Source organism: Desulfitobacterium metallireducens DSM 15288 (genome assembly GCF_000231405.2).
GTDB classification, from domain to species: domain Bacteria; phylum Bacillota; class Desulfitobacteriia; order Desulfitobacteriales; family Desulfitobacteriaceae; genus Desulfitobacterium_A; species Desulfitobacterium_A metallireducens.
The window spans coordinates 1,320,169-1,334,979 of sequence record NZ_CP007032.1 but is presented as its reverse complement, the minus strand read 5'-3'; the positions used below and the strand labels follow the sequence as shown (position 1 = coordinate 1,334,979).

Sequence of the window (14,811 nt, the reverse complement as noted above, 5' to 3'; positions counted from 1 at the left end):
TACACATTATACATTGTCCAAGGTGTCGAACTGTGTCACTAAAAAGAGGCCTAACATAAAATTAACGATTAATTAGAAAAGAAAAAAAGAACAAAGTCCTTCAATTGAGAAGGATTGTTCTTTTTTAAGACATCGTAATTTATAAATATACTGTTATACCCGTTCCCTTAGTACGTTGGAGCAATTTTATAGATTCCAAATTCCCTATGGCCTAAACTTTCCGCCTTTGGCATCTGACCGTTAGCAACTTCAACCACAAATTCCAAAATCCGTTGGCCGACTTGATCGATCGTTTCTTCACCTGAGATAATTGTGGAAGCATCAATATCCATGTTATCTTCCATCATTTTGTACGTGTGGAAATTCCCGGTTATTTTAACGACAGGTGCAATAGGACAACCCGTTGGAGTTCCGCGTCCGGTAGTAAAGATCACAACAGTTGCGCCACCTGCAACCATTCCTGTGATCGACTCGACATCCTGTCCCGGAGAATCCATGACATAAAGACCTTTGCCAGAAGGAGCCTCACCATAGGCTAAAACATCTTGGATAGGCGCATGTCCTGCTTTGTGTATACACCCTAATGATTTTTCTTCAATAGAACTAATTCCACCTTCAATATTTCCAGGGGTGGGCTGACTACCCCGTAGATCAACTTTCATAGGTTTCGCACTCTCTTCGCAAGCCTGAACATAATGGATTAATTTTTCTCCGATTTCTAACGTTTTGCAACGACGTGCCAGAATGTGTTCCGCGCCAATAAATTCGGTCGTTTCTGAAAGCATTGATGTTCCACCAGCGGCAACCAATAAATCAGATGCAACCCCACAAGCTGGATTCGAAGCTAGACCGGAAGTGTAATCAGAGCCACCACATTCGATGGCTAGCACAAGTTCACTCATATCCATCTTTTCTGGCTGAAGATGCGCGACTTTGCGCGCGAGCTCTCCCGCTTTACGGAGACCTTCAGCCGTCGCTTTGAGGGTTCCTCCAACCTCCTGGATGATAATCATCTCTACAGGTTTCGCTGTGGAGGCAATCTCAGCAGCGATCTCGCGGATCGGCATACCTTCACAGCCAAGTCCGATCACGAGCACAGCTGCTACGTTTGGGTTTTTTCCTAGACCGATTAATGTGCGCATTGTTTGTTCGTGATCTGCTCCGATTTGGCAACATCCATGTTGATTAGCAATAGCGACTGCACCCGGAATTTGGGCTGCAATATTGGCAGCAACCGTACTAGCACAGACTGACGTTGGAATTATGACGATATGATTACGAATCCCGACTCGTCCATCTGGACGACGGTAACCTAAAATATTCATATGAAAAGCCCTCACTTCTGTCGCTCTTGATCTTCTTTATCTCCACGGCCGCGCAAACTCTCTATATTGTGAACATGAACATGCTCACCCACTTTAATATTTACCGTTGCCCCACCAATGGTTTCGCCATATTTAATAATTTCTTCCCCTTTAGAAATCTCACGAATAGCAATCTTATGTCCAAGCGGAATATCCTGAAGAAGTTGTACAGATTGTTCTTGATCTCCTAAAAAAAAGTGAATTGGGGTACCCGCTTTGAATTCATCTACTACAGTTGCCACATTGTCTTTGACACTAATCACAACAGCTTGTTTCTTCACGCTAATTCACCTCCAAAAGCTTATGTTTTCTTCAATTTTTGTTGCGAATGACTGTCTAATTTATATACTAGAGCTAAAATCTCGGCGACAGCCACATAGAGTTGGGGCGGGATTTCGCGGTTCAGGTCAATGTGAACTAATGCCTCTACCAAAGCTTCATTCTTTTGAATAGGGATGCCCTCTGTTTGAGCAACTTCAATGATTTTTTTAGCTAATTCTCCTGTTCCCCGAGCAATTACTTTTGGTGCTCCAGAACCTTCATAACTTAGTGCGACAGCCTTCTTAGGTGGCGTAGCGTCAGGCATAAATATCAACCCCCTGTCGAGGTTCTCCCGAAACAAAGCTTTTGAATTCAGAGTTGGATTCCCAAGAGGTTACATCAATACCCGTTAATCTTAACCCTAAGTGAGCAAAGCGCGCAATCGTTTCCTCTTTAACCTCCTGAATAAATTCAGAAATTTCTTGAGGATTTGTACTCAGTATTCTCATGTTCAACGTATTTTCAGCAAGGTATGCATCGACACCGATTTTACCTAAGGCCAAAGTCTCCAAATAAACTCCAATTCGGCAGTGAGTTTGATCCAATCCCTTCTTCTGTCGATCACCCTGCAGAGCGATTTTAGCCTCTTGAAAACCTTGTTCCTCCTTCAAAGGAAGGATTAACCACGCATATGAATTACTTATATCGCCTAAGAACAATTGTTGCCCCGTTATTTTCTCTAGGAGGCCCTGTATTTTTGAGTTTGTTGAAGAATCGTCTTGATCTTTAGATTCTAGAAGAAGTTGAGCTTTAATCATATCCTTGAGCTTAGCTATTTCCTCCTCAGGCGGTTTGTTTTTAGCCAAAAGAAGTTCAGCAAGTTTGCGTTCATAACCTACTCCCAACTTGTTTAAAAAGTCCCGAATATGCTCTAGTCCATTATCTCCGTTTAACTCAGCCCATTGCGGGAAAATAGACAAAAGCTTTTCCGTTACGTTCGAAAAGGACGGTTCAACTAAACTTGATGCAGGCTTAACAAGGTGTGCTTCCAAAGGGTGTTGTAGTGCTATTTGAGGAGTTTGAGCGGCTTGCGGTGTCAGTCCGACTTCCCCTGCTTGTTGAGTCAGTTGTTCCTGACTCATTCCGATATTTCCATTGAGGAGCGTATTCCATTGGATATTTTTCGCTGTATTCAGAGCTTTTGCTAATTCTGGGCTAAGACCGGCAAACCCCGCAAGTACTTGACTTCCCTTTAATGAACCTTGGGCTGTCGAAAGTAAGATATCACCACTTGAACCAGATGTTTTGATTTCTCTTGCGAGTACGAGTTCCTGAGTCCCAACCGTCTTGACTACAGCCCAAAATTTATCGCCCGGCTGGGCCGTGGTTTCTAAAAGTGCGTTGAGAAGATTCCCCTTAATATTGATTACCCCTTGTCCAGACGGGTCTACACGAAGGACCTCGATAAAAAAGCGCTGACCTTCGCGTAGCTCATTGTTATTAAAGTTCAGTAAATTATTGGCTATGTTGAGACTTTGAATATTCATACTCAACCTCTATTCTTGAGCCTTCTCTAACCATTCTCCAATGATTCCAATGACCGAATGAATACAGCCCTCTTTAAAAGGGGAAATAAGATTTGCCTGTTCCACTAGCTCGAGGAAGGATAAACTCCCTCCGACTTGACAGATCTTAAAATAGTCAGCCCATGCTTGAGTGCGATTTTCTCGTGCCTTTTTCCAAAATTGGAAAGCACAGATTTGAGCCAAAGTATAATCAATATAATAAAAAGGAGAACTGAAAATATGTCCCTGTTGATGCCAAAATCCGCCTTGCTCCAAATATTCGTTATCTCCGTAAATTCTATGCGGAAGATATTTCTTCTCGATTTCGCGCCAAGCCTTTTTTCGTTCTTCTGAAGTCGCCTCGGGATGAGAGTAAACAAAATGCTGGAATTCATCAACCGTTACTCCATAGGGAATAAAGAGAAGTGCCTCGCTCAAATGGGTGAATCGATACTTATCTGCTTTATCCTTGAAAAAGAGCTCCATCCAAGGCCATGCAAAAAACTCCATACTCATCGAATGGATCTCGCAGGACTCATAAGTAGGCCAATGATATTCAGGCACTGCAAAATTTCGGCTAGAATACACTTGAAAAGCATGACCCGCTTCGTGGGTTAAAACATCAACATCACCCGAAGTTCCATTAAAGTTAGAAAAGATAAACGGAGATTGGTACTGGCTGATGTAGGTACAATACCCTCCCCCTGCCTTTCCTTTATGGGTGACCAGATCGAGCAATTCATGTTCGAGCATGTAGTTAAAAAACTCATCGGTTTCTGAAGAAAGCTCACTATACATCCGCCGCCCGTTCGCAATAATCCACTCAGGGTCTCCCTGAGGAATGGCATTGCCATCTGGAAAAGTAAGTTTTTCATCATAATACATCAGTCGATCTAGGCCTAAGCGAGATTTTTGGCGCTCACGAAATTTAGTTGCGACAGGAACGATTTCTTCCTCAACCTGCTTGCGAAATTGGGCAACCATCTCAGGATTATAATCAGAACGAAGCATACGCGCATATCCAAGTTCCACATAACTAGCGTAGCCAAGTTTTTGAGCAATCCCAGTCCTTACTTTTACAAGTTGATCAAAAATTGCATCGAGCTTCTCCTCATTTTGGGTAAAGAAAGAATATTTAGCCTTATTAGCTTTCTTCCGCATTTCTCGATCTGTAGACTGAAGGAACATTCCCAGGCCCGAAAGATTTCGTTCTTCTCCTTCGAACGGGATTCTAGCCGAGGCAATAAGTTTCATGTACTCACTCTCGAGTTTATTTTCGAGCTGTAAATCCTCAATTATTTCCGGTTTAAACGTCTTAAGGGTTAACTCTGCAATCCGGAAAAGCTGTTTTCCCCATTTCTCTTCTAAATCCTCCCGAAAGTGAGAATTTACCAAAGCACGATAGAACTCCGATATCAATTCTTCATAAAGAGGGGTGATTTCATCGAAATATTCTTGTTCTTTTTCATAAAACGAATCCGTAGTATCCACAGAATGACGGATTTGAACAAGTTCAAACATCGAGTCAAACTTCTCACGAAGTTGGTTTATTTCGACCATGATTTGATTTTGCTGTTGAACACTAGAGGCGTGTTGGAACTGTTCCAGCAAAGTGCCAAATGCGGTTTGTACTTCGGAAATATTAGGTCGTGAGTAATCATACTCTTTAAATTTCATCATTGTAACTCCTTTTCTAAGAAACACTTATTTAAAACAAATAGCTAATTCCATAATTACAGATTAGTTTTTTCCTTGGAGAAACGGATGAAGCAAGGCATAGATAGCTCGGATACAGGGAGTTTCAATTTTCTGTTGTATAGCCATTTCAAGAATTGCTCCATGCAGACTATCTAATTCAAGTGGAAGGCCCTTTTCTAAGTCGCGATGCATTGACGAGGTCATTGCAGGGGCTGTATTTATAATTCGGGTAATCATTTGTTTAGAAAAATCATCAGGGAGCTCAATCTTCATCATTCTGGCCACAGTTATGAGCTCTTCAACGAGGTCTTTCAAAAAAGCGAATGTAACTGGATCATTCTGCGAAACGCCGATCGGGTTGCGGGTCGCTGAGGTCATCCCACTTAGCATTACTAAGAAAATATATTTAGACCACATCTCAGTGAGTATCTCATAACTAAGCTTCACGTTTACTCCGCTTTTCATAAATAACGTTTCAATCTCATGCAGAAACATGGAATCCTGTTCAGTTAAAGAACCAAAGATAATATCTTGAATGACGCTCTTTTGCAGAATATCTCCTGATGCATTGAGGGTGGACTCAATATAACAAAGCCCTCCTAAAATTGACTCACGCCCGAAGACGGAAATCAGTTGATCCATATGTTGAACACCATTCAGCAGTGGCAATATTTTAGCCCCCCGCTCAACAAAGGTAGCAAGATTACCAAGCGTCCCCTCAAGATGGTAGTTCTTCACCGCAAGTATGACTAAACCAGGATTTTCAACTTCTTTTGGAGAGCGGACACAAAGAGGTTCAATAGTAAAATCCCCATGAACACTGTTAACGTGAAGTCCTCGCTCCTTGATTTGTTGATATCGTTTCTCTCGGACTAAGAAAGTTACAGGGATCCCCACTCTAGCCATTTTCGCACCAAAGTATCCCCCGACAGCTCCTGCCCCGACAACAACAATATTCATCTAGAAAACCTTCTTCCTTTTCAGTTCGTAATCCCTTGACTAAAGACCCAAGTCCTCTCTCTAAAGTCCCTGCCATGAATGATTACGCTATTGCCCTTGACTTCGACATATAAACCTTTTATAAAGGGGAGATTCTTCTTTATACCCGTTTTCTTTCATTTCTTTCCTCCACTGGCATATCAATGATTTCACCTGAGGAATACCCCTTTGATTTTGATCTTATTTTGCCATTTTTAAAATTCTTTTTCAAACGGTAATAACGGTATAACCCCACTCCGCTGAGCACTACAACACCAACAACGAGGAGGCCAAAGGCAAAAGTTGCGGTTGAAGCAAGAATAACAAGGAAGGCAGCAAATCCTAGGATTCTATATAACAATGACATCAATTATTCCTCCTCCACATTAAACTATAGTTATTCTTAGTTTGTTCTAAATTCTCCTGCATAACCCTGGAATATCCGTTATTCACAATAACTATAAAGGAGAGTTTACTTTTAACGGCCCCCGCAAAGCTAGGAACTTTGTTAATTTTGCCATTTTTTGAGTTTTGTCTGTCCCAAAACTTAAATCTTTTGGTATAATCGACATAGAAATACATATATGAAAGGATTGGGTCTTCTGAAAAAGATTGTTATTTCAATAATCACTTCACTCGCAGTGGTTCTAAGTACGCCCTTATTTGTACAAGCAAGCCCTTTAGCTTACCCAATCGAGCGATTAGCTGGAGAGGACAGAGTCGAAACGGCTATTGACATTTCAAATAAAGGCTGGCAAAGCGCGGAAACGGTTATTTTGTGTGAATACTCCGATTACGCTGATTCGATTGCCTCTACTCCTTTTGCTGTAAGCATAAATGCTCCTATTCTGCTCACCCATGGAGACACGATTGATCCCCGAGTCGTCGAAGAAATCCAGCGTTTAGACCCTCAAAAGGTGATTTTGCTTGGAGGAACCGGGGTTTTAAAGAACTCGATTGAGAAGGACTTGACTAAACTTGGTTTGACATCGGATCAAATTGAAAGAATTGGTGGAGCGGATCGTTACGAAACCTCGATTCTCCTAGCAAAACGTTTAAATAGCGATTCTTTAATTCTCGCTAATGGAGATGACTTCCCTGATGCTCTATCTGCTGCAAGCTACGCTGGCATTAAACAAATCCCGATTGTTTTAACCTCTAGCACCCTTCCTCACTCTGTCATCGACTATTACCAGGAGACTCAACCCCATCACTTAGTCGTCATCGGGGGCGAAGGGGTTATTTCCTCCGAGGATTTAGCCCAAAACAACTTTGCACTCGAAACGCGTCTGGGCGGTCAAGATCGTTATGAAACCAATGCTAAAATTGTTTCTGCGATGCAGAGCTCATATACTTCAAATAACTTATTTTTAGCTTCAGGTCTGACCTTTCCTGATGCCGTCGCAGGCACAGTCTTAGCCTCAAAATACAAAGCGCCTTTGCTCCTTTCGGAAAAAGATGATATTCCTCCTTCGGTTTACGCGCTAATGCGGGAACATATGCAGGTTGAACCCCCTACTCAAGAGAATGTTTCCTCAGCCGATACCTCTCTGAAAATTGGGCAGATTACTGCGAATGGAGGCTTAAGGCTCAGAGATAATCCCTCGCCAACCGGTTCAATTCTGCTCACCATCCCTCAAGGTGAAACGATTGACCTTATCGCCCAAGAAAATGAGTGGTATAAAACAACCTATCAATCGACCACAGGTTGGGTTTCTGCTACTTATGTAAAAATTGCTTCAGCAAACCCTGCAGATGTTGATTTAGCTATTAACGGCACTGTACTCATTCTGGGCGGCCCAGGTGTTATTAGTGCGCAAACTCGGAATATTATCGAAGGAAACGCATCTTCTGAATATCCTTCCAATCTTAAAGACTTCCCCCCACTACCCACAGGAATCAAGAAACCTGAACTTCCTTCTCGGGGCGGTACTGTCACTCCCCCCCCTCAAATCCCTGTTGTAACATATGATCCCTCGAAAGAAGTTCTCATTGATCCTTTTAAAGGATTCTCTACCAACACCTTAAACGGTAAAAAAATTCTCGTCGATCCCGGTCATGGTGGGCCAGATTCCGGGGCGATTGGGCCAAACCAAACGTATGAAAAAGATAATAATTTGGCAATAGCCCTTGCCTTAAAGGATGTTTTAGAAAAAGCCGGTGCAAAGGTCCTTCTAACTCGTGATAAGGACGTTTCTATTGTCAATGATTACTCAGAGCTCAATGATCTACAAGCCCGTGTCGATCTCGCGAATAACAACAATGTCGATTTATTTGTAAGTATCCACAATGATTCCTTCGGCAAACCTGAGGTGCATGGCACATCTACTTTTTACGATTCTCGCAATCCCAAAAGTAATGAGAGCCTGCATCTTGCAAACAGTGTTCAAAACGCCTTCATCGACATAATTGAAACCCAGAACCGTGAAGTTAAGCAAGCTCCACTTTATGTCTTAGGCAATACTAACATGCCTGCAATTTTACTTGAAACAGCCTTTATCTCCAACCCCTACGAAGAGGCTCGCTTACAAAACCCTACCTTCCAAAAAAATGTGGCAGCTGCGATCTTCCATGGAATCTTTAATTACTATAAAAACCCTATCCCTGAATCCTAAATACTACAAATACTACTAGTTTACGGACATCACTTAAACGATGTCCGTTTTTTGTTATTTTAACAAATTGTATTTATCTTTCAGCCATCCTGGTTGCTCTGCCCAACTACAATATCTTCAATTTGTCCTGAAGTAATTTTCGCTTTCGACAAAGCTACTTTAAGAGCAATTGTGCCTAAATCAACAGTGGAAGCATTTGTGCAACCTCATTTGGCTTCTCTTTGATTTAAATTCAAATAGGACTAGCTAAATTTTAAATAAAGCTATATATTAGATTATAAAAATCAAGTGTGGAGGAATCGTCATTGGAGACCATTTCTAACGGACTTCGTATCATTTACGATCTCATCTGCAAAGATGATATAGACAATGCTTTGTGGGAAGTTAACGAGCTTGAACAATACCTCATCCAAAACGCCCCTGGCCTGATCGAGAAATATCATTTGAAAACTTACTTTACAAAATGGAGGAACCGGTTGATGCGAAACCAAAACCATAACTTCAACCTTGTGTTAGATGAGATTGAGCTTCTCGCAAATAAGTTTGATAATATTATCTTTTAGTAATAAATGCCATTAGCACACTAATAAAAGTAGCTCGTACCTCTTTTAGGTACGAGCCACTCTTAGCCTCAAATATCGAATCTTATTAGATATAGTACATATCACCGATCTCATTATTCAACACTTTATAATCTTGAACAAGATCCTCAAGCGTTATCGAATCCACGAAATTATTGATACTCTCAGACATCTTATCCCAGACCTGTAATTGTAGGCAGTATTGGATACTCTCATAATAATCATGAGGATGATCATCGTCATCTTGAACAACCGATAAATCGCCTTCTAAAACTCGAAGGATTCTACCGACTCTAATATTATTAGGCTTTTCAGCGAGGATATATCCTCCTTGAGCTCCTTTAACGCTCTTAATTATTCCTGCTTTTCGAAGCGAAGAGAAAACCTGTTCAAGGTAGTTCTCAGAAATGCCTTGGCGCTCTGCAATATTCGACAAAGCAACATGTTCTCCATCGGAGTTAACTGCTAAATCAAGCAAAGCTCTCAACCCATATCTACCTTTTGTCGATATCTTCAAAGATATACCACTCCAAACTCTAGCATTCTTATCGGTATAATATATCGTAATATTAATACCTCTCTTTGTCAAACGTGTTGAAAATAAAGAGTTGGGGCATATTGCTATTGACAAAAAAATTAATTCGCGTTACGATTTAATCATCATATTAAACATATAAGAATTGTAGGAAATCAAAATTACAAACTTATATATTGAATGGAGGATCACTATGTCAAAAATTTATAAAAGTCTAACTGATCTCATTGGTAAAACTCCGCTACTAGAGTTATCAAACTTCGAGAAAAAGCATCAATTAAAAGCAACTATCTTAGCTAAACTTGAGTATTTCAATCCAGCCGGCAGCGTAAAAGATCGAATTGCGAAGGCAATGATTGATGATGCCGAAGCAAAAGGGTTATTAAATTCGAATTCTGTCATCATTGAACCGACTAGTGGCAACACCGGTATTGGTCTTGCTTCGGTCGCCTCAGCAAGAGGCTATCGTATCATTCTCACCATGCCTGAATCCATGAGTATCGAACGTCGTAATCTTTTAAAAGCCTATGGGGCTGAGCTTGTGCTTACTGAAGCTTCGAAGGGCATGAAAGGTTCTATCGCTAAGGCCGAAGAACTTGCCAAAGAAACCCCCAACTCCTATATCCCCGGGCAGTTTGAAAACCCTGCCAATCCTGCTACCCATAAAGCAACAACAGGCCCAGAGATTTGGGACGACACAGACGGAAAAGTCGATATTTTCGTAGCTGGTATTGGTACTGGTGGAACGATTACCGGCGTCGGCGAATTTTTAAAAGCCAAAAACCCCAATATCAAGATCGTTGCCGTTGAACCCTTTGACTCACCCGTACTGTCAGAAGGCAAATCCGGCTCCCATAAAATTCAAGGGATAGGTGCTGGCTTTGTTCCAGATACCCTCAATGCCTCCATTTATGAAGAAGTTATTAAAGTGAAAAATGAAGATGCCTTTGCAATCGGTAGAGAGCTCCCCAAAATGGAAGGCTTACTCGTCGGGATTTCCTCTGGAGCTGCGCTATGGGCAGCTGCAGAGTTAGCCAATCGTCCAGAAAATGAAGGGAAAACCATTGTTGTCCTTTTACCCGATAATGGTGAAAGATATCTTTCCACTGCACTTTTTGCTGAATAATGCATGAAGTAAGGAGCAAAAGTATGTCAATTAAACGTTTTGAAAATTACGAGTGGGAAAACACTCCTATCCTTAACTATAAGGAAGAGGAAACTCATTTTAAAAGCATTACCCGACGCGTTTTATGTGAAGGATTAGAAGATGTTCCTTGCCAGCTGCGCTATTTTGAGATCGCTCCTAATGGACACTCTACTTTAGAGCATCATCAGCATGCTCATCTGGTGATTATTTTTAGAGGGGAGGGTGAAGTGCTCTTAGGAGACAAAATCTATCCTGTACGGGAAAAAGATGTTGTGACCATTCCTGCCCAGACATGGCATCAATTTCGAGCGACCAAAGGCTCAACCTTTGGTTTTCTTTGCCTTGTTAATGTCGATCGTGATCGTCCCCTTCGCCCCACTAAGGAAGATATCAACCTATTGCGCCAGAATCCCGAAGTAGCAGACTTCATAAGGTACTAAACGAGTAATAACACCTTATAAAGAAAATAATAAACGGCATCCAATCCGGAGCTTTAACCACCTCCGAATCGGATGTCATTTTTAGTACTCTTATTCCTTTACAACCATTATTCGCTAAGTCTCTCGGCAAGCTCACGAAAATAACGACTGTTCGCAATTAAATCAGGACCTTGTTTAAAAAGTCCGCCACCAATCAGGAACGCTACTTCATTTCCATACACTTTAAGGGATTCTGGGACACTCGCTAAGCTCATTCCTCCAGCTGGACAGGGAAAAATCGGTTTTAGGTTACCCATCGGAATCTCCGTGCCCTGAACAATATTCTCACACTCTGAACGTGAAAAAGAAAATCGTCCACCGAAATTCGGATAGATCGTTCCATCAGCACCCGCTAAACGAACCATTTGTCCAAATAAGGTATGGTGGGAAAGGCCACTCGTACCCATTACATAGCTGCCCAGGAATGCGGGATGACTGATTACAGGTAAAGCAATTTGATCATCTTCGGCGATTTCTCGCATCATATCAAACCCAATTAAGCCTGGTGAAATCAAAACTCCGCCAGCACCCCTCTCTTTTGCCGTGATTGCCCTTTTCTTAACCTCTTGAACGGGACCAGTAATATTTGTAACATAGATTGAATGGTATCCCGTTTCCTGATTTGCCTTTTTCACCGCTTCCGAACATAAACTTACCCGTTCTTCATAGGGCGAAAAAGATTGGTTGGACAGCCCGTGATCATCTTTAATAATGTCGATCCCGCCCAAAGCAAATTGATAGGCTAGTTCGGCCAGTTCCTGTGAGGTAAGCCCCATCGGTTTTAGCGCTGTAAAAATTAAGGGACGTTTTTTAACACCGAGCAATTCCCTTAACCCTTCTCTGCCAAAACGAGGTCCTTTAAAATTCTTCAATAAAGCATCGGGAAGTTCGATATGCTCAACCCGTATACCCGGCTTAATGCTTATATTTCCGAAAATAACATTGAACAGTTGAGTAAGTTCATTTGCTGCTGAGTCGATCGCATAGCTAATCACCACAAGAAAGCGATTATCCTCATAGGATTCAAAGGATTCGATCTGACCCACAATATGTTCCTTAATTAACCCTTCAGGAATAAATTCCTCCGGGAATTCTACAGTCTGCTCCAAGCAAATATCCTTAGCCCTATCATAAACCTCATCCTCTGTACCCTGAAGTTGATAGGTCACTCGAAACCGTTCACACGGCACCGATAATCGTGAAAAACCTGAAAGAAGCACTTTTTCTCCTCCAAACATCAATTCATATATTTTTTGTCAACTCTCGTTCCAAAAGACACGACTCTGCTCTTCGATAGTTTGAAGATTAGAGATATACCGCAAGGGTTGCCACTCAGGTGGAAATAATTTCTGATAACTTGATCGTGCAAAGCGATCATCCACAAGCAGGACTACTCCCCTGTCTTGCTCAGTGCGTATCACGCGTCCAACCGCCTGCAGAACCTTGTTTAGACCGGGATACATATAGGCATATTCAAAGCCACGCTTCAACCTCGTTTGAAAATAGTCACGAATCAAATCTCGTTCCAAGCAAATTTGAGGCAAACCTACACCCACAATTACCGCTCCGGAAAGCCGGCTTCCCGTAAGATCGATACCTTCTCCAAAAATTCCACCTAAGAGAGAAAAACCCACGAATGTCCGTTCTGGATCTTCTTGAAATTGATCGAGAAAGACTTCCCTCTCTTCTTCAGTCATTCCAGACGTTTGAACTATGGTATGAATTTCCGGATTATTCAACTCAAACCGCTCATAGACATGCTGCAGATAGACATATGACGGAAAAAATATTAAATAGTTACCTATCTTTGACTTCACAACTATGGCTATAGCTTCTGCAAGTTGGTCATAACTCATATCCCGTTGACTATAGCGGGTGGATATCCCCTCATGAATCATTAAACAGAGGTTTTGCTGAGGAAAGGGCGAACCCAGTTTCAGTTTATAAGAAGACTCTTCTCCCCCTAATATTTTCATAAAATACTCAATTGGACTTAAAGTTGCCGAAAAAAGGATAGCGGCACGTCCTCTTTTGAAGGATTCAGCCAGAAGAAGCGAGGGATCAAGACAATATAGTTTGACCGAGAAGCCTTCCTGTCCTTGTTTATAGAGTGTGTTATAACGCTCATCGTAATATTCAGCCGTTCTTAAGAATCCTAAGGTTTTAAAATAAAGGTCTAAAAATTCATCTTTCCAAGGTACAGACTTCTCTTCCCGCAAAAAACTTTCTGCCACTTTAATAAATTGTTGCAAACTCGAATAAAGCCCAGTGGGGGGATCCTTTTGAAAATCCTCGGCCCGTTCCTTCTTTAGCTTTCCCAATTGAGCATTCACTTTCTGCAATTTCTTACCCAACAAAGGAAATTCAGTTTGAACTTCCCTTTTTAACTTTAAGAAGGGCTCCTTCACAATTTCAGCAGAAAACATTTCACGTGCGCGCTCTACAAGGTTATGGGCTTCATCAACCAAGAAGAGATAATCTCCTCCTTCGAGAAAAAGCCTGCGCAAGTAGACACGAGGATCAAAAACATAATTATAATCACATATGACGACATCAGCCCAATTAGTCAAATCCAAAGAGAACTCAAAAGGGCACACTGAATGATTGCGACTATAATTTTCGATCATTGCCCGATTCCAGGAATCCTCATTAAAAATCTCTTCCACAGCCAACCGCACCCGATCATAATAGCCCCGAGCATAAGGACATTCCTCCGGATCACACGTGCTATCCGGTAAAAAACAGATCTTATCTTTTGCAGTTAATGTGAGCCTTTTAATCCTCAATCCTTGTTCTTGCAGATCACTGAGGGCTTTTTCTGCTACTGTTCGGGTCATCGTTTTAGCTGTCAAATAAAAAAGCTCGCTCGTTAACCCTTCGGCTAGGGATTTTAGCGCAGGGAATAAAGTCGCTATCGTTTTCCCAATTCCAGTTGGTGCTTGAGCAAACAATTTTTTCCCCTGCTCAATCGTTTTATAAACTGCAATGACGAGTTTGCGTTGTCCTGAACGGTAGGAAGGATACGGGAACTCTAAACTGCGTATACTCAAATCCCGAGCTTCGGTCCAGGATTCTATTTTCTTCGCCCATTGAAGATAACTATCAACTACTTTTATAAAAAAGTCCTCGAGATCCTCGATCGAATATGAACGAGTAAAAATTTGGCTCTCACCAGAATTGAGCTGATAATAAGTCAGTTGAACCTCAATCGACTTTAACCCAACCTGAAAAGCATAGATATAGGCATAGCATTTCACCTGTGCCCAGTGGATATCGCTGAAGGATTCCTCCCATTGCTCAAAGTTTCGAGTCGTAGACTTGATCTCGTCAATGCAAATACCTGATTCTTTTTGAATGATTCCATCGGCACGACCATGAATTTCAAGTTTCCTATCATCCTGTTCATAAACATAACTTAAGCTGACTTCGGGTTGGTATTCTTGGCCATAAGCCTTCTGAATAAACTGATGCGCTTTAATTCCTTCTAGTGTTCGGGACGGACCATTCGCTGTCGATTGTAAATCCCCTGATCGAAGTACGAATTCGACCAGTTCGCGTACTGATACTCTCATGTTCTCCTTCTAACCC

Annotated in this window: 14 protein-coding genes; 4 read left to right on the top strand and 10 right to left on the bottom strand. The window is 41.7% G+C overall.

Going from position 1 to position 14,811, the window contains the following annotated elements; all coding sequences use genetic code 11:
- Positions 1 to 167 precede the first annotated feature (167 nt).
- From DESME_RS06495 to DESME_RS06465, 7 genes are all read right to left on the bottom strand, one after another.
- On the bottom strand, positions 168 to 1,325 hold the full coding sequence (locus DESME_RS06495) for a UxaA family hydrolase (RefSeq protein ID WP_006715523.1): 1,158 nt from the start codon (positions 1,323 to 1,325) through the stop codon (positions 168 to 170).
- An 11-nt stretch (positions 1,326 to 1,336) separates the two neighbouring features.
- Positions 1,337 to 1,645, bottom strand: coding sequence for a UxaA family hydrolase (locus DESME_RS06490; protein WP_006715524.1), 309 nt, complete (start codon positions 1,643 to 1,645; stop codon positions 1,337 to 1,339).
- A gap of 20 nt (positions 1,646 to 1,665) precedes the next feature.
- Entirely contained in the window at positions 1,666 to 1,950 is a 285-nt protein-coding gene (locus DESME_RS06485) for an EscU/YscU/HrcU family type III secretion system export apparatus switch protein (RefSeq protein WP_006715525.1), read from the bottom strand.
- Positions 1,943 to 3,172 carry a hypothetical protein gene (locus tag DESME_RS06480; protein WP_006715526.1) on the bottom strand — a complete coding sequence of 410 codons (1,230 nt, stop codon included), beginning with the start codon at positions 3,170 to 3,172 and terminating at the stop codon, positions 1,943 to 1,945. The genes DESME_RS06485 and DESME_RS06480 overlap by 8 nt, the downstream gene beginning before the upstream one ends.
- A gap of 9 nt (positions 3,173 to 3,181) precedes the next feature.
- Positions 3,182 to 4,867 (bottom strand): M3 family oligoendopeptidase, encoded by a 1,686-nt coding sequence (locus DESME_RS06475; protein ID WP_006715527.1) that lies wholly within the window; start codon positions 4,865 to 4,867, stop codon positions 3,182 to 3,184.
- A 63-nt stretch (positions 4,868 to 4,930) separates the two neighbouring features.
- Positions 4,931 to 5,848 (bottom strand): ketopantoate reductase family protein, encoded by a 918-nt coding sequence (locus tag DESME_RS06470; RefSeq protein WP_006715528.1) that lies wholly within the window; start codon positions 5,846 to 5,848, stop codon positions 4,931 to 4,933.
- A gap of 139 nt (positions 5,849 to 5,987) precedes the next feature.
- Positions 5,988 to 6,233, bottom strand: coding sequence for a hypothetical protein (locus DESME_RS06465; RefSeq protein ID WP_006715529.1), 246 nt, complete (start codon positions 6,231 to 6,233; stop codon positions 5,988 to 5,990).
- 217 nt (positions 6,234 to 6,450) lie between these two features.
- Here DESME_RS06465 and DESME_RS06455 point away from each other — a divergent pair, with 217 nt between their 5' ends.
- Complete coding sequence (locus tag DESME_RS06455; RefSeq protein WP_006715530.1) at positions 6,451 to 8,481, top strand: N-acetylmuramoyl-L-alanine amidase; 2,031 nt, start codon at positions 6,451 to 6,453, stop codon at positions 8,479 to 8,481.
- 305 nt (positions 8,482 to 8,786) lie between these two features.
- Entirely contained in the window at positions 8,787 to 9,044 is a 258-nt protein-coding gene (locus tag DESME_RS06450) for a hypothetical protein (protein WP_006715531.1), read from the top strand.
- An 85-nt stretch (positions 9,045 to 9,129) separates the two neighbouring features.
- Here the strand turns inward: DESME_RS06450 and DESME_RS06445 are convergent, their stop codons facing one another.
- Positions 9,130 to 9,579 carry an RrF2 family transcriptional regulator gene (locus tag DESME_RS06445; protein ID WP_006715532.1) on the bottom strand — a complete coding sequence of 150 codons (450 nt, stop codon included), beginning with the start codon at positions 9,577 to 9,579 and terminating at the stop codon, positions 9,130 to 9,132.
- A 211-nt stretch (positions 9,580 to 9,790) separates the two neighbouring features.
- On the opposite strand from DESME_RS06445, the gene cysK reads away from it, so the two are divergent.
- Both cysK and DESME_RS06435 read left to right on the top strand, forming a co-directional pair.
- Positions 9,791 to 10,723 carry a cysteine synthase A gene (gene cysK / locus DESME_RS06440; protein WP_006715533.1) on the top strand — a complete coding sequence of 311 codons (933 nt, stop codon included), beginning with the start codon at positions 9,791 to 9,793 and terminating at the stop codon, positions 10,721 to 10,723.
- Positions 10,724 to 10,746: 23 nt separating this feature from the next.
- Positions 10,747 to 11,184: a cupin domain-containing protein gene (locus tag DESME_RS06435; RefSeq protein WP_006715534.1), complete on the top strand. Its 438-nt coding sequence runs from the start codon at positions 10,747 to 10,749 to the stop codon at positions 11,182 to 11,184.
- A gap of 107 nt (positions 11,185 to 11,291) precedes the next feature.
- Here DESME_RS06435 and DESME_RS06430 read toward each other — a convergent pair whose 3' ends face one another.
- Positions 11,292 to 12,443, bottom strand: coding sequence for a RuBisCO large subunit C-terminal-like domain-containing protein (locus tag DESME_RS06430; protein WP_006715535.1), 1,152 nt, complete (start codon positions 12,441 to 12,443; stop codon positions 11,292 to 11,294).
- Between the two features lie 36 nt (positions 12,444 to 12,479).
- The gene (locus DESME_RS06425) at positions 12,480 to 14,795 is read right to left on the bottom strand and encodes an ATP-dependent DNA helicase (protein ID WP_006715536.1); all 2,316 of its coding nucleotides are present in this window, start codon (positions 14,793 to 14,795) and stop codon (positions 12,480 to 12,482) included.
- Positions 14,796 to 14,811 lie beyond the last annotated feature (16 nt).